This is a genomic window from Kitasatospora sp. NPDC085879 (assembly GCF_040686255.1).
Classification (GTDB): Bacteria; Actinomycetota; Actinomycetes; order Streptomycetales; family Streptomycetaceae; genus Kitasatospora.
Genome location: NZ_JBFBJZ010000015.1, coordinates 91368 through 116541 on the forward strand (window position 1 = coordinate 91368; position 25174 = coordinate 116541).

The following is a 25174-nucleotide window of genomic DNA, read 5'->3' on the forward strand; positions in this document are numbered from 1 at the left end:
GCTCAGCCTCTCAGTGCGTGGTCGCGGTGTTCCCGGAAGGCCCGCTCCGGTGCGTTGTCGAACCACTCCCACGGCTCGGTGCTGCCGTACGGGCCCATGGCCTGGAAGTGCGCCCGGGCTGCGGCCCGGTCGCCGCCGAGGGAGGCGAGCAGGGCGAAGGAGCTGTGCGCGGTGATCCGGCCGAAGCGGGCGCGGAAGTCGGGGTGCAGGACGGAGCCGTGGGCGGCCTCGGTGAGTTCCTGCCGGACGTCCTTGCGGGCGGCGTACGCGTTCCGGGCCGTCCGGTCGTAGGAGGTCATCCGCTCCACGTGGTACCCGGCCAGCAGGGCGCCGTTGATGCTGCCGGGCGGGGCGGTGCGGAAGCAGTCGCGGGCGAAGGTGTGGGCCTCCTCCCAGCTGCCGCCCCATTTGGGCAGCAGCTGCTGGAGCAGGCTGCGCTGGCCGGCGTAGTGGTGCGGTGCGACCCGGGTCAGCGCGCGGTGGCGGCGCCGGGTCTCGTTGATGCCGAGGGAGATGCCGCGCGAGATCGTCATGCGCAGCGTCCAGGCCAACGTGTCGGCGCGGTTGCGGGCGACGGCGCCGATCAGCAGCTGCTCGGCCTCGTTGAGCCGGGCGCGGAACTCCCGCCAGCCCTCCGGGGTGACGTCCTGGGCGCGCCGGGTGGTGCGGGCCTGCCAGCCGACCTGGATCAGCCGGTCGGCCAGCAGCGCGGTGGCGAGGGTGTCGTCGGGCCGGCGTGCGAGGACCTGCCGCAGCAGGTGTTCGACGCCCGGCACCCGGACGGCCTCGTCGGCGAGGACGAGCAGGCCGTGGTCCTCCCGGCAGTCGGCGAAGGCCGCGCACAGTGCGGGCCAGTCGCCCTGCCGTGCCGCGTACCGGACGGCGCCTAGCTCCGGGAGCGCGGCGGCCGGGTCGAAGACCGGTTCGGTGCTCATGGGCGGCGATCGTAGGCGGCGGCCGAACCGCCGGACCGCGGAACCGATGGTGCGAACCCGTACGAATTCGGGCAAGCCACCGCTCACTTGACGAAGAATTTACGGAATCTATGACTCCGCTTGTGCTGGAACCTCCCTAGGCTGACCGCCGATGACCGGCCATCAGGGCAGTCGCACACCGAGGAGCACCATGAACAACCGCCGCCGGCAGCAGCTGCTCAAGGCCGCCGCACCGCTGCTGATCGCCGACGAGCAGGTCGAGTTCGCCACCCTCACCAAGGTGGGTACGGTCTCCGCCGCCCGCCGCCTGGCCACCACCGCCGTGGTGGGTGTCCTGACGGCCGGTACGGTGACGGCGATCGCCACCCCGCGCCCGGTGTACCTGGCCCTGACCGACCGGCGGCTGCTCTTCTTCGACGTCGACCAGCTCAGCGGCAAGCCCACCAAGCTGGTCATGGCGCTCCCCCGCGAGGCGGTCACCGCCTCCCCGGCCGCCAAGGCCGCGTTCGGCCTGCTGCTCACCACGCACCTCTCGATCACGGGCGAGGAGCGGGAGCTGAAGCTGACCTTCGCCACCGCGGTCCGCGCGGACGGCCGGGAACTGCTGAGCCGCCTGCCCGTCACCGCCTGACCACCAGGCCGAGCACCCGGCCGAGCACCGGGCCGACCTCCGGGCCCGGCGCGGCCGCTCAGGCCCCGCCACTCAGCGCCGTACGAGGGCCACCCCGGACCCGTCCTGCCCACACCGGCCGCGGGCAGGACGGGCACACGAGCACGCCACGGGCACAGGCGCGGACACGGTCACGGTCACGGTCACGGACGAACCGGCCCGGGCCGCGGTCTCATTCCGCGCGCCCGGTCCGCCCGGCCAGGCCTGCCAGACCCGCTGCCACCACCAGCCCGCCGCCGATGACCGTGGTGGTGACCAGCAGGGCGTGACCGGACACGTCCGCCGGCGCCGGGTAGGACACCGCGCCGAGGAAGACCGTCCCCAGCAGGGTCACCCCGATCACCTGGCCGAGCTGCAGCACGGTCACCATGACGCCGCTGGCGTCCGCGGCGTCCACCGGGGCGACCCGGCCGAGCGCCCGGGCGAAAAGCGGGCTGTAGGCGCAGCCCGCGGCCAGTCCGGTCACGGCGAGCGCCACCTGCGCGGCCGGACCGACCGGCCCTCCCCCGCTCAGCAGCAGGCCGATCAGGACATAGCCCGGTGCCACCACGGCCAGGCCGAGCACCGGCAGCGACCGGTGCAGCCGCTGCCAGAGCAGGCTCGCCGCCCCGAAGCCCACCGACACGGGCACCGACAGCAGCCCCGCCCGCAGGGCGCTGCTGCCGAGCCCGGCCTGCTGGTGCAGGGCGAAGGCGAACATGAAGCCGGCGAACCCGGCCATGATCAGGAAGATCGCACCGGCGGACGGCAGCAGTCCCGGAGCGTGCAGCACCCGTTCGGCGATCAGCGGCTGCCCGCCGCGCACCGCCACCCGCCGCTCCACGGCGGCGAACAGAGCGAGCATCAGCACGCTGCCTGCGAGCATCGCCCAGCCCCACACGGGCCAGCCGAGCTCGTGCCCGAGGACCAGCGGCACCACCAGCAGGCCGAGCGCGGCGGCCAGCGTCACCAGGCCCGGCAGGTCGAAGCCGCGGCCGGCGTCCCCGGGGAGGTCGGGCAGCAACCGCCGGGAGGCGGCCAGCAGCAGCAGACCGAGCGGGACGTTCACCAGGAAGACCGGCCGCCACCCGGTGCCGAACAGGTCGGCGCTGACCAGCAGCCCGCCGACGACCTGCCCGATCGCCAGGCCGCCCGCCAGCACCGCCGCGTACAGGCCGAGCGCCCGTACCCGGGCGGCGCCGGTGAACAGCCGCTGGATCACGCTGATGACCTGCGGCACCATCACCGCCGCACCGATGCCCTGGGCCACCCGGAAGCCGATCAGCCAGCCGGTGGCGGGCGCCAGTCCGCAGGCGAGCGAGGCCGCGGTGAAGGCGGCCAGCCCGAGGCGGAACATCCGGCTGTAGCCGTACCGGGCGCCCAGCCGGGAGCCGGTGATCAGCAGCACCGCGTAGGCGATGGTGTAGCCGGCGATGACCAGTTGCAGTGCGGCGCCGGAGGCGTGCAGGTCGGTGCGGACGCTCGGGCGGCCACATTGACGACGGAGACGTCGAGCAGGGCCATGAACTGTCCGGAGAGCACCAGCCCGAGCACCAGACCGGGTCTGGCGGGGGCGGCAGGAGAGCCCGGAGAGCCGGAAGCGGCAGGAGAGCCGGGAGAGACGGCAGTGGCGGGGGTGACAGGGGCGGCAGGGGTGCGTAGGTCCGTCATGCCGCCAGCGTGCGCGCGGCCCGGTACGGGTGGTTAGAGCCTGCGGATCCTGGTACCGGGAGCACCTGTCGGCGGCGCCCGCGGTGGGCGACCATGGGAGGCATGACCGTGCTGGATTCGGAGACCGCCGCGGCGCCCCACCGCAAGGACCTGCGACGCGAGGAGCTCGCCAAGTTCCTCCGGGCCTGTCGCGCCCGGGTGCACCCGGAGGACGTCGGCCTGCCGCCCGGCCTGCGGCGCCGGACGCCGGGCCTGCGCCGCGAGGAGGTGGCGCAGCTCGCCGGGCTGGGGGTCACCTGGTACACGTGGCTGGAGCAGGGCCGCCCGATCAACGCCTCGGAGCAGGTGCTGGAGGCGGTGGCCCGGACACTGCGGTTGGACGCCGCCGAGCGCGAGCACCTGTTCCGGCTGGCCGGGGTACGGCTGCCGTCGCCGGCCGACACCGATCACCCGGAGCTCGACGGGGCCACCCAGACCATCCTCGACCAGCTCGACCCGCTGCCCGCGGCGATCTGCAACACCCGTTTCGACGTGCTGCGCCACAACGCCGCGTACCGGGCGCTCTTCCCGCGGGCGACCGGGCCGGCCGGGTCCGGCGAGCCGCGCAACAGCATGTGGTGCGCGTTCACCATGCCGGACTGCTGCAACCCGTTCGTCAACCGGGAGGAGGAGCTGCCCCGGATGGTCGGGGTGCTGCGGGCCGCGTACGGGCGGCACGTGGGCGAGCCCGCCTGGGAGAGCTACGTGCGGGACCTCTCGGCGGCCAGCGACCGGTTCCGCGAGCTGTGGGCCCGGCAGGAGGTGGCGCCGCCGCGGACCTCCCGCAAGGTGTTCCGCCACACCGGGGTGGGCGTGATGCACTTCCAGGCCTCGTACCTGACCATCCCGGCGGCACCGGAGGCGTACCTGGTGGTCTACACGCCGGAGGGCCCCGAGGACCGGCTGCGGCTGGAGCGGATGGTCGCCGAGCCGGCCGGCGTCTTCGCGGAGTGCACGCACGCCGCGGGCCGGGCACCGGAGATGCGGAGCGGCGCGAAAGCCGAGCACCGAACGGGCTGAGCCGCAGAGAAACCGAGCACCGGAACGCCGAAAGCCACCGCTCCGGACGGAGTGGTGGCTTCTCGGGATCCTGTGGAGCTATGGGGAATTGAACCCCAGACCTCTTGCATGCCATGCAAGCGCTCTACCAACTGAGCTATAGCCCCGCGACACGAACGGCCTTCGGCCGCTGGTGCGGAGTGGAGCTATGGGGAATTGAACCCCAGACCTCTTGCATGCCATGCAAGCGCTCTACCAACTGAGCTATAGCCCCGCAGTCCCGGTGGCCCGCCTTCCTTTCGGTCGGCGTTCCTCGCTGCGAACGAGGAAGACTCTACCGGTCAGGCCCGGAACTGCGAAATCGCCTGCCGGAGCGGGCTCAGGTCTCATCGCCGATGACCGGCTGCGGCAGCGTGCCGGCGTTGTGCTCCAGCAGTCGCCAGCCGCGCACGCCCTGGCCCAGCACGGACCAGCAGCAGTTCGACAGGCCGCCGAACCGCTCCCACAGCACCGGCTCCATGCCGAGCAGCCGCCCGATCATGGTGCGGATGGTGCCGCCGTGCGAGACCACGACCAGCGTGCCGTCCTCGGGCAGCTTCTCGACCGCGGCCAGCACCACCGGCACGGCCCGGTCCGCGACCTCGGTCGCGAGTTCTCCGCCGCCGCGCCGCACGGGGTGGCCCTGTGACCAGGCCTCGTACTCCTCCGGGTAGCGGGCCCGGATCTCGGCGTTGGTCAGGCCCTGCCACTCGCCCGCGTACGTCTCCCGGAGGCCCTCCTCGTGGTGCACCTCCAGGCCGCTCACCCGGGCCAGCTCGGCGGCCGTGCGGGCGGCGCGCTGCAGGTCGGAGGAGACCAGCAGGTCGGGCCTGAGCCCGGCGAGCAGCCGTGCGGCCCGCTGGGCCTGGAAGATGCCCTGGTCGGTGAGCGGGATGTCGGTGCTGCCCTGGAAGCGGGACTCGAGGTTCCAGGAGGTCTGGCCGTGGCGCCAGAAGACGATGCGCGGTCCCCGCGCGGCGCGGCTCAGCTCTCGTCCTCGGCGACCGCGTTGCCGGCGGCGTCGGTGCGGGCGCCCTCGGGGCGGTTGCGGGTGGCCAGGGCGTCGGCCGGCAGGGGCAGCTCGGGGCAGTCCTTCCAGAGTCGGTCGAGGGAGTAGAAGGAGCGCTCCTCGGAGTGCTGGACGTGCACCACGATGTCCAGGTAGTCGAGGAGGATCCAGCGGCCCTCTCGCTCGCCCTCGCGGCGCACGGGCTTGACGTCGAGCTCCTCGCGGAGCTTGTCCTCGATCTCCTCGGCGATGGCCCGTACCTGGCGGTCGTTGGCCGCGGAGGCGATGAGGAATGCGTCGGTGATCGACAGCACGTCGCTGACGTCGAAGGCGATGATGTCGTGTGCCAGCTTCTCGGCCGCCGCCTGTGCGGCGACGTTGATAAGTTCCTGGCTCCGGTCAGTGGCAGTCACGTTGTTCTTCCGGCTCGGCTACTCGGTTCTCCACCCCAGGATCTCACGAACGCCGAGGGCCCCCGATCGATTTGACCGGGGGCCCTTCGGACAGGCCCTGCAGGGAGCGGGCGGGCTACTGCGCGGGCAGGCCCTTGTAGTCCTTGCCGAGTACCACGACGAGGTCGGCGTTCTGCGGATCGGTGACCTTCTTCACGGCCTCCGGCTTCAGCCCGAGCGCGCCGGCCAGGGTCTTCGCGGCGTCGGCCCGGGTGTCGTCGGTGTAACGGATCTCGCTGGTCGCCTGGGCGGCGCCGGCCTTGCCGCTGCTCGGCACGACCTCCATGCCGGTGTTGGTGATCTGCACCGAGGCGGACTCGGCGGCCTTCGCCTGGCCGGAGGCGTCGACCACCGAGACCCGGGTGGTGCTGCCGCTGGTGGTGGCGTTCTTGATCGTGCCGCCGAGGACGTCCTTGACCTGCCGGCCGGCGGTGGCCTCGTCCAGGGTGCCGTCCGGCTTGGCCTTGAGCAGCTCGGTGTTCAGGTGCCCGCCGTCGGCCTGCTGGGCGAGCTGGGCGAGCACGCCGGCCAGCGGCTTCTCCGGCAGCGAGGGGTCGAGCACGGCGTTCATCCGGTGCACGTCCTCGGTGGCCTCGTCCAGGTCGGTCGGCATGGCGTGCAGCACGGCCGCCATGACCTGCCCGAACCGGGCCAGCTGGGCGTCGCGTCCCTCGCCGGGCGCCTGGAGCGTGGCGTAGGCGACGGCGGCTTGGCCGTTGAGGCTGACGCCCTTGCCCGGGGAGGCGAGCACCTTGCCGTCGGCGGCCTTCACCTCGACGTTGGTGTCGACCTTGACGCCGCCGAGCTGGGCGACCAGCAGGGTCAGGTACGGGGTGTCCAGCCGCCAGGTGCCGGCGACCGGGGCGCCGAGGACGGTGGCCAGGCCCTCACGGGTTCCGGACGAGCCGACGTCGTCCAGACCCTTGGCGACCGTGGTGGTGGCCGAGTCGCCGGGCAGCCGCAGGGTGTCCGGGATGAGCAGCACGGTGCCCTTGTGCCCGGAGGCGTCGTTGACCAGCAGCGCGGTGCTGACCTTGCCCTGCAGATCGCGCAGGTGGACGACGTTGACCTGGCGCCCGCCGGCCGCGGCCGCGGCGGAGCCGGCGGAGTTCCGGCCGGTCCACCACAGGTAGCCGCCGACACCGGCGCCGACCACGGCGACGGTCGCGGCCAGCCCGATCAGCCGGTTGCGCAGCCGGCGGCGGCGCTCGGCCCGGACCTCGCTGCGGGACTCGGCGAACTTCAGCCAGTCGATGACGTCCTCGGAGCTCTCCGACTCCTCGTCGACGAAGGTGAACTCGCCGGTGGCGAAGGCGTCCTCGCCGCCCGGGGCCGGGCGCCGCGCCTGGCGGCTGCCGCCGACCTGCTCGGAGGGCTGCGCGGGCGGCTGGGCGGCGGGCTGCGCGGCGGTCCGGCCGGGCGCCGCGGCCCGCGTGGCCGCCCCCGCCGCGGCGGCGGCGCCGACGGCCGGGGCGACCTGCTGGAGCGGTGGCTGCGGCACCGGCGGGCGCCGGGAGGGCTGATGCCCGGGGGCCTGCCGCGGCGGGGTCTGCTGCGGCGTCTGCTGCGGGGCGCCGCCCTGCTGGTACGGGTCCTGAACCCATCCCTGCTGGCCGCCCTGGCCGGCGTACGGGTCCCAGCCCTGCGGCTGCTGCGGCTGCTGGTAGTACCCCTGCTGGTACGGGTCCTGCTGCGGCTGCTCCTGGTAGTAGCCCTGCTGGTACGGGTCCTGCTGCGGCTGGCCGTAGGGGTCCTGCTGGTAGGCCTGCGGCTGCTGGGGCTGCTGCGGCTGCTGGTAGTACCCCTGCTGGTACGGGTCCTGCTGCGGCTGCTCCTGGGGCCATTCCTGCTGGCCGTAGGGGTCGTAGCCCTGCCCGTACGGGTCGTGCTGGTAGCCCTGCGGCCCGCCGCGGTCTGCCGTTCCGGTCACGCCGTCCCTCCCGGGATCAAGGCTGGGCCGGCGCGTAGAGCGCCCGCTTGTCGATGTATCGGACCACGCCGTCCGGGACGAGGTACCAGACGGGCTCGCCCTTGGCGACCCGGTTGCGGCAGTCCGTGGAGGAGATGGCCAGCGCCGGCACCTCGACCAGGGAGACCCCGCCGACCGGGAGGCCGGCGTCCGAGAGGGTGTGGCCCGGGCGGGTGCAGCCGATGAAGTGGGCGAGCTCGAAGAGTTCGTCGGAGTCGCGCCAGGAGAGGATCTGCGCGAGTGCGTCGGCGCCGGTGATGAAGAACAGCTCGGCGTCGGGGTGCAGGGCGTGCAGGTCGCGCAGGGTGTCGACGGTGTACGTCGGGCCCTCGCGGTCGATGTCGATCCGGCTGACCGAGAACTGCGGGTTCTCGGCGGTGGCTATGACCGTCATCAGGTAGCGGTCCTCGGCCGGCGTGACCTGCCGGTCGGACTTCTGCCACGGCTGCCCGGTCGGCACGAACACCACCTCGTCGAGGTGGAAGGCGCTCGCCACCTCACTGGCGGCGACGAGGTGCCCGTGGTGGATCGGGTCGAAGGTGCCGCCCATCACGCCGAGGCGCTTCCGCGTCCGCGGCGCACCGGTGGTCTCGGCCTGCTGTCCCATGCCGCCACACCTTACGCGACGTGCGTCACCGGGCGGCAAGCCGCCCGGAGAGGTCCGCGGGAGGGAGCGCGCAGCTTCTGTGCAGGCGCTCCCCCGCGGTGCGCGGCCGGCTCAGCGGTCGCGGTTGAAGCGGGTGGTCAGGAAGAGCAGCAGCAGCAGGATGAACAGCGCGGCCCCACCGGTCAGGTACGGGTTGAGGCTCTCGTGGTTGCCGCCCTCGGCGAGCTGGGTCAGGGCGGGCAGTGCGGCAGTGCTCATGGTCGGCAGGACCTTCTCGGCTCGGGGGCGGACGAGGGGTGCGGGCCGTACGGCCCGCGGCCTCATCGTACGGGTGGGCCCCGCGCAACCGCGCGGCGGCCCACCGCGTCTGACCCCTCATAGGTGCCGGGCGCGCGGGGGCCGCAGGTCGGGTCAGTTGTCGCGGCCCGCGCGCACCAGGATCCAGGCCAGCAGGCCCACGCCCACGATGGAGCCGATCACGATGATCCGCAGGAACAGGCCGGGCCCGTTCTCGCTGGAGATCGGTCCGGCCAGGTCGGCCAGGGTGGCAGGGGACATCGGGGGTGCTCCTCTCGCTCCGGATCTCGCTCCGGACGTCCAGCGTAAGCCGGGGCGTACCGGACACCCGCCACCGCCCCCGGGGCGTACCGTGGTCCGCCGGGGACGAGTACGCACGCACGGACGTTGGAGCCATCAGCAGCGGGGGCCGGCCGGGGGCCGGTGCCGGCGACGACCAGGAGGTACTCACAGATGACCGACCTTTCCAAGGACGGCGGCAACACGCCGAGCCGCCGCCGGCAGCGCTTCCCGGAGATCTCCACCCGGGCCTGGGAGCACCCGGCGGACCGTTCGGCGCTGGTGGCGCTGCGCAGGCTGAGCGGCTTCGACGACGTCCTGAAGAAGCTCGCGGGCCTGGTGTCCGAGCGCAGTGTCCGGCTGATGTTCCTCGCCACCGCGGTGCGGACCTCGGAGCGTCAGTTCCCGGAGCTGCACGCCATGGTGCGGGACGCCGCCTACGTGCTCGACCTGGAGAAGGTTCCGGACCTGTACGTCACGCAGGACCCGACGGTCAACGCCATGTGCATCGGCATGGAGACGCCGATCATCGTGGTGACCAGCGGCCTGGTGGAGCTGCTGGACGAGGAGGAGCTGCGGGCCGTGATCGGCCACGAGGTCGGCCACGCGATGTCCGGCCACGCGGTGTACCGGACGATGCTGCTGATCCTCACCAACATCGCGGCCCGGATCGCCTGGCTGCCGCTCGGCAACCTGGCGATCATGGGCGTGATCACCGCGCTCAAGGAGTGGTTCCGCAAGGCCGAGCTCTCCTGCGACCGGGCCGGCCTGCTGGCCGGGCAGGACCTGCAGGCCTCGATGCGCGGCCTGATGAAGCTGGCCGGCGGGCACGACCTGGCGGAGATGAACGTCGACGCCTTCCTGGAGCAGGCCGAGGAGTACGAGCGCGCGGGCGACCTGCGCGACGGTGTGCTCAAGCTGCTGCAGGTGCTGCCGCAGACCCACCCGTTCGCGGTGGTCCGGGTCGCCAAGCTGAAGAAGTGGGCGGAGAGCGACGAGTACCGCTCGATCCTGGCCGGCGCCTACCCGCGCCGCGGGGACGACCCGCAGACGTCGGTCGGCGCCCAGTGGAAGGCCGCCGCGGACTCGTACTCGCAGTCGGTCAAGGAGAGCAAGGACCCGCTGATGGGCCTGCTGCGGGACGTGGCCGGCGGTGTCGGCACGGTCGGCGGCAAGCTGCGGGACACCTTCGCGGGGGCCCGCAGCGGCGGCTCCGAGGGGCCCGACGGCGCGAACGGCTCGGACGGCGCCGGCCGGGAGTGACCCGGGCGGGGTGCCCGGGCCGGCCGGGGCGGTTCACCGCCCGGCGGGTGGTCCGGTCAGCGGTCCGAGCACCCCGCACACCTGCCAGGCCGGCCGGCTGCGGTCGCCCGGGTCGACGGCCTGCGGGGCGGTCGCCGTGCTGCCCGCCAGCAGCGGCTGCAGGTAGCCGCTCATCCGGGTGCCGCACGCGGTCGGCCCGGCCTGCACCGCCGCGTCGACCAGCCGCATCCGGTCCGAGCTCAGGTCCAGCCGGTCGAAGTCGAACCGCAGCTCCCGGCGGACGGTGAACAGGCTGACCGGCCCGTCCGAGGTGCCGGCCGCCCGCACCGCGTAGACGAAGGTGTGGTCGGTGGTGATCTCCAGGGTGCCGCTGTCCGCCTCCCCGACCCGGACGGTGCCGGCCGTGCGCACCGCGTCGTCGGCGAGCGCCACCTGGCCCGGGTCGAAGCGGACCAGCCAGCCGGTGGCGGCGTGGTGCTGGTCGTCCTGCGGGCTGTTCACGCTGTCGTCGTACTGCGCCTGCTCACCCGGGGTGACGAGGGTGCGTGCCTCGGCCGTGTCGCCCTGGACGAGGGTGGCCGGCGACAGCGCGGATGCGGTGAGGTAGCGCTGCACCACGGAGAGCGCCCGGTTGACGTCGGCCCTGGTGAAGTGGGCGGTGGCGGCGCCCGCGGGCAGCGCCAGCCCGATGGTCCCCTCGCCGTAGCCGGCGGGCAGGGCCGCGAAGGGGTGCTCGGGGTCGACGACCGCGGCGACCGGCCCGGTCGGGCTGAGCGCGACCAGCCCGGTGGTCAGCTGGTTACCGGACGGCGGGGCGGTCTGACGGTGCGGCGAACTGACGCCGAAGTACACCGCCGCCGCGAAGGCGAGGAAGACGACCAGCAGCAGCGCGACCGCCTGCCGCGGCAGCGTGCCGAACGGGCCGAGGCCGATCCGCGGGCGGGTCGCCCGGTAGGTGCCGCCGAGCCGCTCCTGCGCCGACAGCTCCTGGATCCGGGCAGCCCGGACGAACGATTCGTCGAAGACGACGGACCGGAACTCGTCATCGCTGCCGGAACCGCCCTCGGGCGCACCCTCCGGAGGCTCGCGCGGGTCACCCATAGAACCAGGGTAGAACCGGCAGGGCCAGGGTTCGACCGGCCGCGGGCAACTTCCGGCCGGCGTCCCGGCGCGACGCCATCCGGGGCCTGCTCAGCCGCTCAGCAGAGCCACGGCAGTGGGCAGCGGCGTGGCCGGCGGCGAGCCCGGGGTGCTGCTGGTGCCCACCTCCGGACGCCGCGGCGATTCGCCGGCGCCGCCGGCGCCGCGGTAGATCGCGGCCACCGCGACGGCCACCACGCCCACCCCCATGACCACCGCCAGCACCCAGGCGACGGGCCGGTGCCAGCGCTGCTGCGCGACATGGCGCCCGTCGTGGCGCAGTGGCTCCCAGCCGACCGTCCGGGACCAGCGGGCCCGGCGGCGGGCCCGGTCGGTGCCGGACCACGGGTCGGGGTACAGCCGGTCGTCGTCCAGGCCGCGCGGGTGCGGGCGCAGCTCCAGCGGCAGTACGTCGCCGGTGCCGGCCATCTCCGGAGCGGTCAGGTCCCATGGCCGGGCCGGGCCCGCGGCCTCCGGCTCGAACCGGGCCTCGGCGGCGGCCAGCTGCCGCTCCAGGGCACTCGGCTCGTGCACGGCCGCGGACCGGACAAAGGCCTCGTCGAGCACCACGGTGGCGAACTCGTCGTCCGCACCACCGTGGTCGGCGCCGTCGGGGTTCGGCGAGCCCCCCACATCCTCAGCCACGGGATTCAGCGTATTACCGGGCGGGCGGTTTGTCTGGGCCTCCCGTCAGTTGCCCTGTTCGCCGGGAGGGCCCGCCGGCCGGCTCAGGAGCCGACGGTCGGCTGCGCCTCGCCCCGAACATGGCCGTCACCAGTGACGATGTACTTGGTGGAGGTCAGTTCGGGCAGGCCCATCGGGCCGCGGGCGTGCAGCTTCTGGGTGGAGATGCCGATCTCCGCGCCGAAGCCGAACTCACTCCCGTCGGTGAACCGCGTCGACGCGTTGACGGCCACGGTGGTGGAGTCCACCAGCTGGGTGAAGCGGCGGGCCGCGGCCTGCGAGGTGGTGACGATCGCCTCGGTGTGCCCGGAGGACCAGCGGCGGATGTGCTCGACGGCGGCGTCCAGCGAGGGCACCACGGCGGCCGCGATGTCGTACGAGAGGTACTCGGTCTCCCAGTCCTCGTCGGTGGCCGGGACGGCGGTGGCGGCGGTGCCCTCGGCGGCCTTCAGCACCGCGTCGTCGCCGTGCACCGTCACGCCGGCGCCGGCCAGTGCCTCCAGGGCGAGCGGCAGGAAGGCGTCCGCGATGTCCTGGTGGACGAGCAGGGTCTCGGCGGAGTTGCAGACGCTGACCCGCTGGGCCTTGGAGTTGAGCAGCACGCCGACGGCCATCGCCAGGTCGGCCTGCGCGTCGACGTAGACGTGGCAGTTTCCGGTGCCGGTCTCGATCACCGGCACGGTGGAGCCCTCGACGACGGTGCGGATCAGCGAGGCGCCGCCGCGCGGGATCAGCACGTCGACCAGGCCGCGGGCGCGCATCAGCTCCTGCACCGAGTCCCGGCTCTCGCCGGGCACCAGCTGGACGGCGTCGGCGGGCAGCCCGGCCGAGGCGACCGCGTCGCGGACCACCGCGACCAGCTCGGTGTTGGAGCGGTAGGCCGAGGCGGAGCCGCGCAGCAGGACGGCGTTGCCGGACTTCAGGCAGAGCGCGGCGGCGTCCACGGTGACGTTGGGGCGGGCCTCGTAGATGATGCCGACGACGCCGAGCGGCACCCGGACCTGGCGCACGTCGAGGCCGTTGGGCAGGGTGTAGCCGCGCACCACCTCACCGACCGGGTCGGGCAGGCCGACCACGTCGCGGACGTCGGAGGCGATCGCGGCGATCCGCCGGTCGTCGAGGCTGAGCCGGTCGACGACGGACTCGGGGGTGCCGGCCTCGCGGGCCCGGGCGACGTCCTCGGCGTTGGCGGCGGTGATCTCGGCACTCCGTGCGACCAGCGCGTCGGCGATCGCCAGCAGCGCGGCGTCCTTGGCGCTGCGCGGGAGCGGGGCGAGCGCGGCGGCCGCCTCACGGGCTCGGCGCGCGACGGCGAGGACGGGGCTGTCGGTGGTGGCGTGGTCGCTGGTCATGCCTGAAGGGTAGCGACTCGCGGCCCCCGCCCCGGCCGGCATTTCGGCGGCTGAGACGTGGGCCGCGGCGCGGCCGGTCAGTACGGGTGCACACCGCCGAGGTGCGGTGGCGGATCGCCGAAGCCCTCCGCCACCCGCTGGTGGTAGGTGGCGCGGTCGACGACCTCCAGCCCGACGATCTCCCAGGGCGGTAAGTTCGCGGACGCCTTGTGCTCGCCCCACAGCCGGAGTGCGATGGCCGCGGCGTCGTGCAGGTCGCGGGCCTGCTCCCAGTACCGGATCTCGGCGTGGTCGGCGGCGTAGCGGGCGGTCAGGAAGAAGGCGTGGTCGTGGGCCAGCTGCTCCAGGCCGGCCCGGAGCTCGGCGATCGGGGTGGCCCGGCCGGCCACCGACAGGACGACGTGCCAGAGCCTGCCCTGCTCCTCCGTGCCGTCCTCGCCACCGGTGTGCGGCCGCAACTCGCGGGCGGTCTGCGGGGGTTCACCGGGCGGGCCGCCGGCGGCGCGGCCGCCGGCGATGCTGGTGAGCCGCCGCTCGGACGTCTCCCCCGGGAGTGTTCCCGGGCGCCTGCTTGCCATCGGCGGCCTCCTGTTCGGCGACGTCCCCTGCCCGGGCGCCGGCTCCGGGTCGCCGGCTCCGGGTCGCCCCGTCAGCCGCGCAGGACGACCAGGTCGTCGCGGTGGACGACCTCGCGCTCGTACGCGGCACCGAGCTCCTGGGCCAGCTCCCGCGTGGAGCGGCCGAGCAGCCGGGGCAGCTCCCTCGCATCAAAGTTGACCAGTCCGCGGGCGACGATGTGGCCGTTTTCACCAAGAAGGTCGACCGGATCACCCGCGGTGAACTCGCCCTCGACCTTGGTGACACCGGCCGGGAGCAGGGACTTCCCGCCGAGGACGACGGCGTCGACGGCGCCTGCGTCGAGGTGGAGCGCGCCGCGCGGGGTGGAGGCGTGTTCGAGCCACAGGAGCCGGTCGGCGGAGCGGCTGCCGGTGCGCTGGAAGAGCGTGCCGGTGGGCCGGCCGGCGAGCGCCTCGGCGGCGTGGCTGGCGGCGGTCAGCACGACGGGGATGCCGGCGCCGGTGGCGATCCTGGCGGCCTCGACCTTGGTGACCATGCCGCCGGTGCCGACTCCGGCCTTGCCTGCGCTGCCGATCTCGATGCCGTCGAGGTCGTGCGGGCCGCGCACGGTCTCGATCCGGCTGGTGCCGGGCTTGGCCGGGTCGCCGTCGTACAGGCCGTCGACGTCGGAGAGCAGCAGCAGCAGGTCGGCGCGGACGAGGTGGGCGACCAGGGCGGCGAGCCGGTCGTTGTCACCGAACCTGATTTCGGCGGTGGCGACGGTGTCGTTCTCGTTGACGACCGGCATGGCGCCCATCGCGAGCAGCTGGTCGAGGGTGCGGTAGGCGTTGCGGTAGTGCGAGCGGCGGCTGGCGTCCTCGGCGGTGAGCAGCACCTGGCCGACCCGGATGCCGTACCGGGCGAAGGAGGCGGTGTAGCGGGCGACCAGCAGGCCCTGGCCGACGCTGGCGGCGGCCTGCTGGCGGGCCAGGTCGGAGGGGCGCTTGGCGAGGCCGAGCGGGGCGAGGCCGGCCGCGATGGCACCGGAGGAGACCAGGACGACGTCGGGGGCGTCCGGGCGGGCGCGGACCTTGGCGAGCGCGTCGACGAGCGCGTCGACCCGGTCGGCGTCCAGCCCGCCGGACGCGGTGGTCAGGGAGGACGAGCCGACCTTCACGACGATCCGTCGCGCGGCGAGGACGTCCTGCCGCAGTGTCTGACCCGTCATCAGTGTCCTCCGGTCGTGCTGCATCGAGCCCGCTGCTCGGTCGCAATCTACGCGATCCGCGCAGCGGGCTCGTCGGGATATCAGCTGGCGGACGCCGGGACTCAGTGGTCCTCGTCGTCGTCGCCCTCGATGGCCTGGCGGCCGGAGGAGAGCGCCTCGAAGGCCCGGAACTCCTCCTCGGCGGCGTCCCGGCCGCGCTGCTTGTCGCGGCGGCGGTCGACGGCGGGCCGCTGCGTCTCGAAGCGGTGGTCCTCGCCGCGGCGGCCGAGCATCTCGGCGCCGGAGGCCATGGTCGGCTCCCAGTCGAAGACGACGGCGTCGTCCTCGGGGCCGATGACGACCGTGTCGCCCTCGTGGGCGCCGACCTTCCAGAGCTGCTCCTCGACGCCGAGGCGGGCGAGCCGGTCGGCGAGGTAGCCGACGGCCTCGTCGTTGGAGAAGTCGGTCTGGCGGACCCACCGCTCCGGCTTGACGCCGCGGATGCGGTAGGCGCCGTCCTCCTCGGTGATGGTGAAGCCCGCGTCGTCGACGGCCTGCGGCCGCAGCACGATCCGGGTGGACTCCTGGACGGGCTTGGCCGCGCGGGCCTCGGCGACGATCTGGGCGAGCGCGAAGTTCAGCTCGCGCAGGCCCTTGTGGGCGAGCGCGGAGACCTCGAAGACGCGGTAGCCGCGCTCCTCCAGCGAGGCGCGGGTGAGGTCGGCGATGTCCTGGCCGTCCGGCACGTCGACCTTGTTGAGCGCGACCAGGCGCGGCCGGTCCTCCAGGCCGCCGTACTGGGCGAGCTCCTCCTCGATGGTCTCCAGGTCGGTGAGCGGGTCGCGGCCCGGCTCCAGGGTGGCGCAGTCGAGGACGTGCACCAGCACCTCGCACCGCTCGACGTGGCGCAGGAACTCCAGGCCCAGGCCCTTGCCCTGGCTGGCGCCCGGGATCAGGCCCGGCACGTCGGCGATGGTGTAGACGGTCGAGCCGGCGGTGACCACGCCGAGGTTGGGGATCAGCGTGGTGAAGGGGTAGTCCGCGATCTTCGGCTTGGCGGCGGAGAGCACCGAGATCAGCGAGGACTTGCCGGCGCTCGGGTACCCCACCAGGGCCACGTCGGCGACGGACTTGAGCTCCATCACGATGTCGCGGGCCTCGCCGGGCTCGCCGAGCAGGGCGAAGCCGGGGGCCTTGCGGCGGGCGGAGGCGAGGGCGGCGTTGCCGAGCCCGCCGCGGCCGCCGGCGGCGGCGACGAAGCTGGTGCCGTGGCCGACCAGGTCGGCGAGCACGTTGCCCTTCCGGTCGAGCACCACGGTGCCGTCCGGCACCGACAGGACGAGGTCCTGGCCGTCGGCGCCGGTGCGGTTGCCGCCGGCGCCCGGCTTGCCGTTGGTGGCCTTGCGCTTCGGCGAGTGGTGGTACTCGAGCAGGGTGGTGATCTGGCTGTCGACGGTGAGGATGATGCTGCCGCCCTCGCCGCCGTTGCCGCCGTCGGGCCCGCCGAGCGGCTTGAACTTCTCTCGGTGAACGGAGGCGCAGCCGTGGCCTCCGTTACCCGCGGCGACGTGCAGCTCGACGCGGTCCACGAAGGTGGTCATGGGGGTGCCTCCAGTACGACGGAAAAGGTTGTCCTGCTGTAAAGCGTGAAGGTTGGACCGGATCATTCCGGCCCACCCTCCACGGCGAGTCCTGACGTGAGGTCAGACTCAGGCCTCGACGGCCACGATGTTGACGACCTTGCGGCCGCGACGGTTGCCGAACTGCACGGCACCGGCGGTCAGCGCGAACAGGGTGTCGTCGCCGCCACGGCCGACGTTGGCACCCGGGTGGAAGTGGGTGCCGCGCTGGCGGACGATGATCTCGCCGGCGCTGACGACCTGGCCGCCGAAGCGCTTCACGCCGAGGCGCTGGGCGTTCGAGTCACGGCCGTTCCGGGTAGAGCTTGCGCCCTTCTTGTGTGCCATCTCGCTATCCCCTTACTTGCTGACGGAGTCGATGCTCGTGATGCGCACCGCGGTGTACTTCTGGCGGTGACCCTGACGACGGCGGTAACCCGTCTTGTTCTTGTAGCGGAGGATGACGATCTTGTCGCCCTTGGTCTCCTCGACGACCTCGGCGTGAGCCTTGACGCCGCCGAGCACCCACGGGTCGGAGGTGACGGCGTCACCGTCGACGACCAGGACGGTCGACAGCTCGACCGAGTCACCCGGCTTGGCGTCGATGCGGTCAATCTCCAGCACGTCGCCAACGGCGACCTTGTGCTGGCGGCCGCCGGCGCGAACGATCGCGTACATGCGGTACCTGCTTTCTGTACTCGGTCGAAGCTCACCGATGCCAGCCCATGGGTACGGACACATGAGCCTCCCCCGTCGCCGCGGTGCGGTACCGGGAGGTGAGGTGCTCGGGAGCATGGCGTAAGACGCCGAGGGTCAAGAATACGGACCAGCCTGCTCGGGGGCAAACCGGGCCCTACCGGGCCCGGGGCGGCACGGGGCCGCCCCGGGTCGCGGGGCGTTACTCGGCGGCGCCGTCACCTTCGGCGGCCGCGGCCTTCTTGGCCGCCGCGCTCGTCCGCTTGGTGGCGGTCTTGCGGGCGGTGGTCTTCTTCGCCGCGGTGGTCTTCTTCGCGGCGACGGTCTTCTTGGCGGCGGTCTTGCGGGTGGCGCGCTTCTTGGGCGCGGGCTCCGCGGCCTCCTCCTCGGCGGCGGTCTCCACCGGCTCGACGGCGGCCTCGACGGCCTCCTCGGCGGTCTCCACCGGCTCGGCGGCGGCCTCGACGACCGGCGCGGCCTCCTCGGCCACCGGCTCCGCGACGGCCTCCGCGGCGGGCTCGGTGGCCTGCTGTGCGGCGGCGGACAGCGCGGCCTCCATGGCGGCCTCGGCCCGCGCCTGCAGCACGACGATCTCGGCCTCGGCCGGCGCACCCGCCGGGGCCGTCGCCTTGCGCACCGCGCGACGGCGCGGACGGCCCGCGGGGGCCGCGGCCGGCTCGGCGGCCTCGGCCGGCGGCGCCACGACGGCCTCCGCCACCACGACCTCCACCGGCGCCTCGGCGATCTCCGCCACCTCGACGACCTCGACGGCCTCAAGGGCCTCGTCCTCCGGGGCCTCGACGGCGACCGCGGCCTCGGCGTGCGGCTCGGCCTGGGCGCCGCCCTTGCCGCGCCGGCGGCGCTTGCCGCTGCCGGCCTCGCCGGCCGCCGGGGTGGTACCGCCGCCGCCGTGGGTGTGCGGCTGGTCCATGTGGACGATGACGCCGCGGCCGTTGCAGTGCACGCAGGGCTCGGAGAAGGACTCCAGCAGGCCCTGGCCGACCCGCTTGCGGGTCATCTGCACCAGGCCCAGCGAGGTGACCTCGGCCACCTGGTGCTTGGTGCGGTCCCGGCCCAGGCACTCCAGCAGGCGGCGCAGCACCAGGTCGCGGTTGGACTCCAGCACCATGTCGATGAAGTCGATCACGATGATGCCGCCGAGGTCGCGCAGCCGCAGCTGGCGGACGATCTCCTCGGCCGCCTCGATGTTGTTGCGGGTGACGGTCTCCTCGAGGTTGCCGCCCTGGCCAACGAACTTGCCGGTGTTGACGTCGACCACGATCATCGCCTCGGTGCGGTCGATCACCAGCGAACCGCCGCTGGGCAGCCAGACCTTCCGGTCCAGCGCCTTCATCAGCTGCTCGTCGATCCGGTACGTGGCGAACACGTCCACGTCCGAGGTCCACCTCTGCAGCCGCTCGGTGAGGTCCGGGGCCACGTTGGACACGTAGTCATGGATGGTGCCCCAGGCGTCCGCGCCGGCGACGATGACCTTGGTGAAGTCCTCGTTGAAGATGTCGCGGACGACCCGGACGGTCATGTCGGGCTCGCCGTAGAGCAGCGCCGGGGCGTTGCCGGTGGCGGCCTTCTTCTGGATGTCCTCCCACTGCTGCTGCAGGCGCTGGACGTCCCGGGTCAGCTCGTCCTCGCTGGCGCCCTCGGCGGCGGTGCGCACGATGACGCCGGCGTCGTCCGGGACGATCTTCTTGAGGATCTGCTTCAGACGGGCCCGCTCGTTCTCCGGCAGCTTGCGGCTGATGCCGGTCATCGAGCCCTCGGGCACGTACACCAGGTAGCGGCCGGGCAGCGAGATCTGGCTGGTCAGGCGGGCGCCCTTGTGGCCGATCGGGTCCTTGGAGACCTGGACGAGCACGGACTGGCCGGACTTCAGCACCGACTCGATCCGGCGCGGGCCGCCGTGGCCGCCCAGCGCGCCGAAGTTGACCTCGCCGGCGTAGAGCACCGCGTTGCGGCCCTTGCCGATGTCGACGAACGCGGCCTCCATCGACGGCAGCACGTTCTGGACCTTGCCCAGGTAGACGTTGCCGACGTAGCTGGTGGCCTGCTCCTTGTTGACGTAGTGCTCGACGAGCACGCCGTCCTCGAGGACGCCGATCTGGGTGCGCTCGCCGTTCTGGCGCACCACCATGACGCGCTCGACCGACTCACGGCGGGCCAGGAACTCGGCCTCGGTGATGATCGGCACCCGGCGGCGGCCCAGCTCGCGGCCCTCGCGGCGGCGCTGCTTCTTGGCCTCCAGGCGGGTGGAGCCCTTGATGGACTGCACCTCGTCCGGGTCGAAGGACGGCTCGGTGGAGCGGCGGCGCGGCTCGCGCACCTTCACCACCGTGCGGACGCCGTCCTCGGTGGTCTCGGGCTGCTCGGCGGCACCCTCACCACCGCGGCGGCGACGGCGACGACGGCGGCGCGAGGAGGACAGCCCGGCGGCGAGGTCGTCCTCGTCCTCCTCCGGCTCCTCGTCCTCGGCACCTTCCTCGGTGCCCTCGTCCTCGGCCTGCGGCTGCTCGGCAGCAGCCTCGACGGCCTCCGGCTCCTCGGCCTCACCGCGGCGGCGACGACGGCCACCACGACGACGGCGGCGGGACGGACGACCGTCCTCCTCCCACTCGCCCTCCTGCTCGGGGCCGGCCTCGGGGGCCTCGACGGGCTCCTTCTCCGCGGGCACGACCTCGGCGCGGGCGGGTGCCTGCGCCCGGGCGGCTGACTGCCGGGCCGGGCCCTGCACCCGGACGGGGGTACGGCGGCGGCGGCCGACGCCGCTGTACTCGAACTCCTCCTCCTCGCCGGTCGCCTCGGGCGCGGCGGCAGCGGCCGCCTTGCCGGCGGGCACGGCCGGGGCCGCGGGCGCGGCCGCCGTGACGTAGGGCGCGGGCTCCTGGAAGACCGGGGCCTGGAAGATCGCGGTGGACGGGCGGACCGCACGGCGGCGCACCCGGTGCGAGGGCTCCGGCTCGGGCTCGGCGGCCGGGGCGGCGGGCTGCTCGGCGACGGCCGGGGCCTCGGCGGGCTCCTCGGCGGCCTCGGCCTCCTCCTCGACCGGCTCGACGGCCTCCTCGACGGGCTCGGCAGGCTCCTCGGCGACGACCGGGGCCTGCTCGACCACCCGGCGGCGGCGGGTACGGCGGGCCGGGGCCTCGGGGGCCTCCTCGGCCGCGGCGGGCTCCGGCTCCGCGGGGGCCGGAGTCTCGGCCGCGACCGGCTCGGCCGGGGCCTCCTCGGCGACCGGCGGGCCGGCCGGGGACTCGGCGCGCTTGCGGGTGCGGCGGGTACGGGCGGGCTTCTCGGCGGCCGGGGCCTCGGCGGCGACCGGCTCGGCCGGGACCTCCTCGGCCGCGGCGGGCTCGGCGGTCGCCTCGGGCCCGGTCACCACGATCGGGGTGGCCTCCGGCGCGCCGGCCGGAGCCTCGACGCGCTTGCGGCTGCGGCGGGGCCGCACGGGCTTCTCGGCGGCCGGGGCCTCGGCGGCGACCGGCTCGGCCGGGACCTCCTCGGCGCCGGCCGGCTGCGACTCGGCCGGCAGGACGGTCTCGGCCGCCTCGGCGGCGGCACCCTGCGGGGCGCCGGCCGGGCGGGAGACCGCGCGGCGACGGCGGCGCGGCGGGGTCGCGGCGGTACCGTCGGCAGGGGTGTCGGCCGGTTCCGCAGCGGACTGCGGTTCGGTGTTCTCGAGCATGCGGGTGGATCTCCCGTCAGGCCCCCGGGCTCCGCATCCGGGCACGGCTGGGCACCTGGGTCACGGCCGGTCGCGGAAACTGCGCGCCGACTCCCACGGTGCCGCCGTGCGGACGCGAGGCCGCACAGGAGCTCGTAGTCTCGCTCGGCGCCCCGCACGGTGCGGGGTACCGAAAAGTCTTCTGGTCTGACCAGTCTTCTCGTTGTCCAGGTCGGGCCCTTGGGGGCCCGGCTGCGTGCGACGACGCTCGCTCCCCTGGGAAGCCGCGGGGACCGGGGAGCCACGGCCCGGTGGTGAGCCCTGGCTCCCTGCCCACTCGGCGCTCGGCAGAGGCGCGCGGCCCTGCGGCCGCTATCGGCCTGCCGGGGCCGCGGCGCGATCGAGCGCCAGCGGGTCGGTCACCGTGCCGGTCTCCTCGTCGAGCGGCCCCTGCGCCAGCCTGGTCACCTCAGCGGGGACCGGCGGCGCCAGGTCGGCCGTCGCACGGAGACCGGACAAAACGTCGTCGGGTCGTACGGCGGGTGTGGCATGTCGTACTACCAGCCGCAGTATCGCACAGGCTGCGCCCGGACGAACATCGTCGGCACGCTCCGTGCCAGTGTCGTTACCATCGCCGACCTGCGACGGGAGTACCTCGAACGCCGCGACCGCCCCACGGGCGTCGAACACGCGCACGCCGTTCTTGGTCATCCGCTGCACCTCGACGGCCTCCTCGGCCAGGAACGCGGCGACCGCACCGGCCGCCTGCTCCCGGTCGACACCGGCCAGCCGCAGCTGCCACTCGGAGGCCTCCAGGCGCTCGACGAAGTTGGCGGTGCGGACCTCGACGGCGTCCACGATGTCCAGGCCGGCGGGCAGCGACTCGTCGAGCTGGGCCCGGAGCGACTCCGGGTCGCGGAGCTCGGCGAGGCCGATCTCCAGGTACTCCGCCTCGCTGGCGACGCCGGTCGGGGCCGCGTTGGCGTAGGAGACCTTGGGGTGCGGGGTGAAGCCGGCGGAGTACGCCATCGGAACGGCCGAGCGGCGGAGCGCGCGCTCGAACGCCCGCTGGAAGTCCCGGTGGCTGGTGAAGCGCAGACGGCCGCGCTTGGTGTAGCGGAGACGGATGCGCTGCACCGTCGGCGCGGGCGGCGGACCGTCGGGCGTGCGGCGTGCCAGGGCTACTCAGTCCTTAGATCGGTGTCCCGTCCGGCCGTCACGGCCGGTTGCTGTGTCGGGACAGTCCGGTTGCTTGTCAGGACAAGGGTACGCGCCCGGACCCGCCGCCCGAACCGGGTCACCCCACCAACGCCCGCCGCACCTCCCGCAGCACCCGCGCGATCTCGGCCTTCGCCGGCCACCACACCTCGCGCCGCACCCAGCGGCACGGCCGCACCACCAGGAAGCCCCAGATCCGCCCGCCGATCCGCCAGGCCCAGCCGATCGCCCGCCCCGCCTCGCGGAGCACCGGGTACAGCAGCACCCGCCACAGCCACGCCAGCGGCACCACCAGCAGGACGCGCAGCAGCACGCCCAGTCCGCGGGCGAGGACGGTGAGCAGCCACCACAGACCGCGGGCGCACGGCTCCAGCACGTACCGCCACAGGGCTGCGAGCGGAACGACCACCAGGTACCGTCCCAGCCAGGCCAGCGCCGTCCGGAACGCCCGCCCCGCGGGGGCCAGCACCTGCCGGCCGAGCCAGGCCAACGGGGCCCACACGAGAGTGCGGAGCAGCCGGGCCAGCGCGTGGCCGCAGGGGGTGAGCACGTACCGGTACAGCCGGACCAGCGGCCACACCACCGTCCAGTACAGGACCCGGCCGACCTGCACGGCGAGCCACCCGAGCACGCGGCCGAGCGGTCGCAGGACCACGGCCAGCAGCAGCTCCCACAGGAAGCGCAGCGGCACGACCACCAGCAGCGCGAAGATCCGCGCCGGCACCCGTACGGCCGCCACCAGGCACCCCTCGGCCGGTCGGTCCTCGGTCATCCGTCCCCCTCGTGTCGTGCGACGGCCCCTCCCGGCGGATGTGCCGGGAGGGGCCGTCGGACTGTACCGGTGCGGTGCTAGGAGTTGACCACCGTCAGCGGCAGGAGCTTCTTGCCGGTGGGGCCGACCTGGATGTGCGTGTCCATCTGAGGACAGACGCCGCAATCGAAGCACGGGGTCCAGCGGCAGTCCTCGACCTCGACCTCTTCGAGGGCGTCCTGCCAGTCCTCCCAGAGCCAGTCCTTGTCGAGGCCGCTGTCCAGGTGGTCCCAGGGCAGCACCTCCTCGTAGCCGCGCTCGCGGGTGGTGTACCAGTCGACGTCGACGCCGGTGCCGGCCAGGCCCTTGTCGGCGCAGGCCATCCAGCGGTCGTAGGAGAAGTGCTCGCGCCAGCCGTCGAAGCGGCCGCCGTCGTCGTAGACGGCGCGGATGACGGCGCCGATCCGGCGGTCGCCGCGGGAGAGCAGGCCCTCGATGATGCCGGGCTTGCCGTCGTGGTAGCGGAAGCCGATGTTCTTGCCGAACTTGCGGTCGTGCCGGATGGAGTCGCGCAGCTTGGTGAGGCGGGCGTCGGTGTCCTCGGCGCTCAGCTGCGGGGCCCACTGGAACGGCGTGTGCGGCTTGGGCACGAAGCCGCCGATGGAGACGGTGCAGCGGATGTCGTTGCCGCCGGTGACCTCGCGGCCCTTGGCGATGACGTTCTTCGCCATCTCGCCGATCTGCAGCACGTCCTCGTCGGTCTCGGTGGGCAGGCCGCACATGAAGTACAGCTTCACCTGGCGCCAGCCGTTGCCGTACGCGGTGGCGACCGTGTTGATGAGGTCCTCCTCGGACACCATCTTGTTGATCACCTTGCGGATGCGCTCACTGCCGCCCTCGGGGGCGAACGTGAGGCCGGAGCGGCGGCCGTTGCGGGAGAGCTCGTTCGCCAGGTCGATGTTGAAGGCGTCGACCCGGGTGGAGGGCAGCGACAGGCCGATCTTGTCCTCGGCGTAGCGGTCGGCGAGGCCCTTGGTGACGTCGGCGATCTCGGAGTGGTCGGCGCTGGACAGCGAGAGCAGGCCGACCTCCTCGAAGCCGGTGGCCTTGAGCCCGCGGTCGACCATCTCGCCGATGCCGGTGATGCTTCGCTCCCGCACGGGGCGCGTGATCATGCCGGCCTGGCAGAAGCGGCAGCCGCGGGTGCAGCCGCGGAAGATCTCCACGGACATCCGCTCGTGGACGGTCTCGGCGAGCGGCACCAGCGGCTGCTTGGGGTAGGGCCACTCGTCGAGGTCCATGACGGTGTGCTTGGAGACGCGCCACGGCACGCCCGCGCGGTTGGGCACGACGCGGCCGATCCGGCCGTCCGGCAGGTACTCGACGTCGTAGAACCGGGGCACGTAGACGCCGCCGGTCTTCGCGAGGCGCAGCAGGACCTCGTCGCGGCCGCCGGGGCGGCCCTCGGCCTTCCAGGCGCGGACGATCTCGGTCATGTCGAGCACGGCCTGCTCGCCGTCGCCGATGACGGCGCAGTCGATGAAGTCGGCGATCGGCTCGGGGTTGAACGCGGCGTGGCCGCCGGCGAGGACGATCGGGTCGTCGAGGCCGCGGTCCTTGGACTCCAGCGGGATGCCCGCGAGGTCGAGCGCGGTCAGCATGTTGGTGTAGCCGAGCTCGGTGGAGAAGGAGAGGCCGAACAGGTCGAAGGCCTTGACCGGGCGGTGCGCGTCGACGGTGAACTGCGGGACGTCGTGCTCCCGCATCAGCGCTTCGAGGTCGGGCCAGACGCTGTAGGTGCGCTCGGCGAGCACGCCCTCGCGCTCGTTGAGCACCTCGTAGAGGATCATGACGCCCTGGTTGGGCAGGCCGACCTCGTAGGCGTCGGGGTACATCAGGGCCCAGCGGACGTCGCAGGCGTCCCAGTCCTTGACGGTCGAGTTGAGCTCGCCGCCGACGTACTGGATCGGCTTCTGGACGTGCGGGAGGAGGGCCTCCAGGCGTGGGAAGACCGATTCGACTGGCATACGGTGAGCCCTTTGGGTCGTGGAGGGGAACGACCCTCAAG

General features: G+C 73.7%; 23 protein-coding genes and 2 tRNA genes. 3 read left to right on the forward strand and 22 right to left on the reverse strand.

What is annotated here, in order from left to right:
* Positions 1-2 precede the first annotated feature (2 nt).
* Complete coding sequence (locus tag AB0P35_RS14425; protein WP_363510453.1) at positions 3-935, reverse strand: hypothetical protein; 933 nt, start codon at positions 933-935, stop codon at positions 3-5.
* A 190-nt stretch (positions 936-1125) separates the two neighbouring features.
* On the opposite strand from AB0P35_RS14425, the gene AB0P35_RS14430 reads away from it, so the two are divergent.
* Positions 1126-1566: a hypothetical protein gene (locus tag AB0P35_RS14430; RefSeq protein WP_363510456.1), complete on the forward strand. Its 441-nt coding sequence runs from the start codon at positions 1126-1128 to the stop codon at positions 1564-1566.
* A 211-nt stretch (positions 1567-1777) separates the two neighbouring features.
* On the opposite strand, the gene AB0P35_RS14435 is transcribed toward AB0P35_RS14430, so the two are convergent.
* Positions 1778-3052, reverse strand: a complete 1275-nt coding sequence (locus AB0P35_RS14435) for an MFS transporter (protein WP_363510544.1) — start codon at positions 3050-3052, stop codon at positions 1778-1780.
* A gap of 305 nt (positions 3053-3357) precedes the next feature.
* Here AB0P35_RS14435 and AB0P35_RS14440 point away from each other — a divergent pair, with 305 nt between their 5' ends.
* The gene (locus tag AB0P35_RS14440) at positions 3358-4314 is read left to right on the forward strand and encodes a helix-turn-helix transcriptional regulator (RefSeq protein WP_363510459.1); all 957 of its coding nucleotides are present in this window, start codon (positions 3358-3360) and stop codon (positions 4312-4314) included.
* A gap of 73 nt (positions 4315-4387) precedes the next feature.
* Here AB0P35_RS14440 and AB0P35_RS14445 read toward each other — a convergent pair.
* The 8 genes from AB0P35_RS14445 to AB0P35_RS14480 form a co-directional block, all read right to left on the reverse strand.
* Positions 4388-4460 (reverse strand) — tRNA-Ala (locus tag AB0P35_RS14445).
* A gap of 34 nt (positions 4461-4494) precedes the next feature.
* Positions 4495-4567 (reverse strand) — tRNA-Ala (locus AB0P35_RS14450).
* Between the two features lie 105 nt (positions 4568-4672).
* The gene (locus tag AB0P35_RS14455; protein WP_095874897.1) at positions 4673-5320 is read right to left on the reverse strand and encodes a histidine phosphatase family protein; all 648 of its coding nucleotides are present in this window, start codon (positions 5318-5320) and stop codon (positions 4673-4675) included.
* Positions 5317-5754 carry a ribosome silencing factor gene (gene rsfS, locus AB0P35_RS14460; protein WP_095874896.1) on the reverse strand — a complete coding sequence of 146 codons (438 nt, stop codon included), beginning with the start codon at positions 5752-5754 and terminating at the stop codon, positions 5317-5319. Before rsfS ends, AB0P35_RS14455 begins: the two co-directional genes overlap by 4 nt.
* Before the next feature lie 115 nt (positions 5755-5869).
* On the reverse strand, positions 5870-7723 hold the full coding sequence (locus AB0P35_RS14465) for an LCP family protein (protein ID WP_363510463.1): 1854 nt from the start codon (positions 7721-7723) through the stop codon (positions 5870-5872).
* A 16-nt stretch (positions 7724-7739) separates the two neighbouring features.
* Positions 7740-8369, reverse strand: coding sequence for a nicotinate-nucleotide adenylyltransferase (nadD, locus tag AB0P35_RS14470; protein ID WP_095874894.1), 630 nt, complete (start codon positions 8367-8369; stop codon positions 7740-7742).
* A gap of 111 nt (positions 8370-8480) precedes the next feature.
* Positions 8481-8627: a hypothetical protein gene (locus tag AB0P35_RS14475; RefSeq protein ID WP_179419486.1), complete on the reverse strand. Its 147-nt coding sequence runs from the start codon at positions 8625-8627 to the stop codon at positions 8481-8483.
* A 153-nt stretch (positions 8628-8780) separates the two neighbouring features.
* Complete coding sequence (locus AB0P35_RS14480) at positions 8781-8927, reverse strand: hypothetical protein (protein WP_179419485.1); 147 nt, start codon at positions 8925-8927, stop codon at positions 8781-8783.
* 192 nt (positions 8928-9119) lie between these two features.
* Between AB0P35_RS14480 and AB0P35_RS14485 the strand changes: the two genes are divergently transcribed.
* Positions 9120-10208 (forward strand): M48 family metallopeptidase, encoded by a 1089-nt coding sequence (locus tag AB0P35_RS14485; RefSeq protein WP_363510468.1) that lies wholly within the window; start codon positions 9120-9122, stop codon positions 10206-10208.
* Between the two features lie 33 nt (positions 10209-10241).
* Here the strand turns inward: AB0P35_RS14485 and AB0P35_RS14490 are convergent, their stop codons facing one another.
* From AB0P35_RS14490 to AB0P35_RS14545, 12 genes are all read right to left on the reverse strand, one after another.
* On the reverse strand, positions 10242-11309 hold the full coding sequence (locus AB0P35_RS14490; RefSeq protein WP_363510471.1) for a hypothetical protein: 1068 nt from the start codon (positions 11307-11309) through the stop codon (positions 10242-10244).
* A 90-nt stretch (positions 11310-11399) separates the two neighbouring features.
* The gene (locus tag AB0P35_RS14495; protein WP_363510474.1) at positions 11400-11993 is read right to left on the reverse strand and encodes a hypothetical protein; all 594 of its coding nucleotides are present in this window, start codon (positions 11991-11993) and stop codon (positions 11400-11402) included.
* Between the two features lie 83 nt (positions 11994-12076).
* A complete protein-coding gene (locus AB0P35_RS14500) occupies positions 12077-13384 on the reverse strand; it encodes a glutamate-5-semialdehyde dehydrogenase (RefSeq protein WP_363510477.1) in 1308 nt (435 codons plus the stop codon).
* A 77-nt stretch (positions 13385-13461) separates the two neighbouring features.
* Positions 13462-13962, reverse strand: coding sequence for a hypothetical protein (locus tag AB0P35_RS14505; protein WP_363510480.1), 501 nt, complete (start codon positions 13960-13962; stop codon positions 13462-13464).
* 71 nt (positions 13963-14033) lie between these two features.
* Entirely contained in the window at positions 14034-15170 is a 1137-nt protein-coding gene (proB, locus tag AB0P35_RS14510) for a glutamate 5-kinase (protein WP_095874887.1), read from the reverse strand.
* A gap of 101 nt (positions 15171-15271) precedes the next feature.
* Entirely contained in the window at positions 15272-16750 is a 1479-nt protein-coding gene (gene obgE, locus AB0P35_RS14515) for a GTPase ObgE (protein WP_095874886.1), read from the reverse strand.
* 108 nt (positions 16751-16858) lie between these two features.
* Positions 16859-17116: a 50S ribosomal protein L27 gene (rpmA, locus tag AB0P35_RS14520; protein WP_014135732.1), complete on the reverse strand. Its 258-nt coding sequence runs from the start codon at positions 17114-17116 to the stop codon at positions 16859-16861.
* 12 nt (positions 17117-17128) lie between these two features.
* Positions 17129-17446 carry a 50S ribosomal protein L21 gene (gene rplU, locus AB0P35_RS14525; RefSeq protein ID WP_095874885.1) on the reverse strand — a complete coding sequence of 106 codons (318 nt, stop codon included), beginning with the start codon at positions 17444-17446 and terminating at the stop codon, positions 17129-17131.
* Between the two features lie 220 nt (positions 17447-17666).
* A complete protein-coding gene (locus AB0P35_RS14530) occupies positions 17667-21158 on the reverse strand; it encodes an Rne/Rng family ribonuclease (RefSeq protein WP_363510485.1) in 3492 nt (1163 codons plus the stop codon).
* A 351-nt stretch (positions 21159-21509) separates the two neighbouring features.
* Entirely contained in the window at positions 21510-22274 is a 765-nt protein-coding gene (locus AB0P35_RS14535) for a TIGR03936 family radical SAM-associated protein (protein ID WP_095874883.1), read from the reverse strand.
* Positions 22275-22434: 160 nt separating this feature from the next.
* Complete coding sequence (locus tag AB0P35_RS14540; protein WP_363510488.1) at positions 22435-23127, reverse strand: hypothetical protein; 693 nt, start codon at positions 23125-23127, stop codon at positions 22435-22437.
* A 77-nt stretch (positions 23128-23204) separates the two neighbouring features.
* On the reverse strand, positions 23205-25133 hold the full coding sequence (locus tag AB0P35_RS14545) for a TIGR03960 family B12-binding radical SAM protein (RefSeq protein ID WP_363510491.1): 1929 nt from the start codon (positions 25131-25133) through the stop codon (positions 23205-23207).
* Positions 25134-25174: the final 41 nt, after the last annotated feature.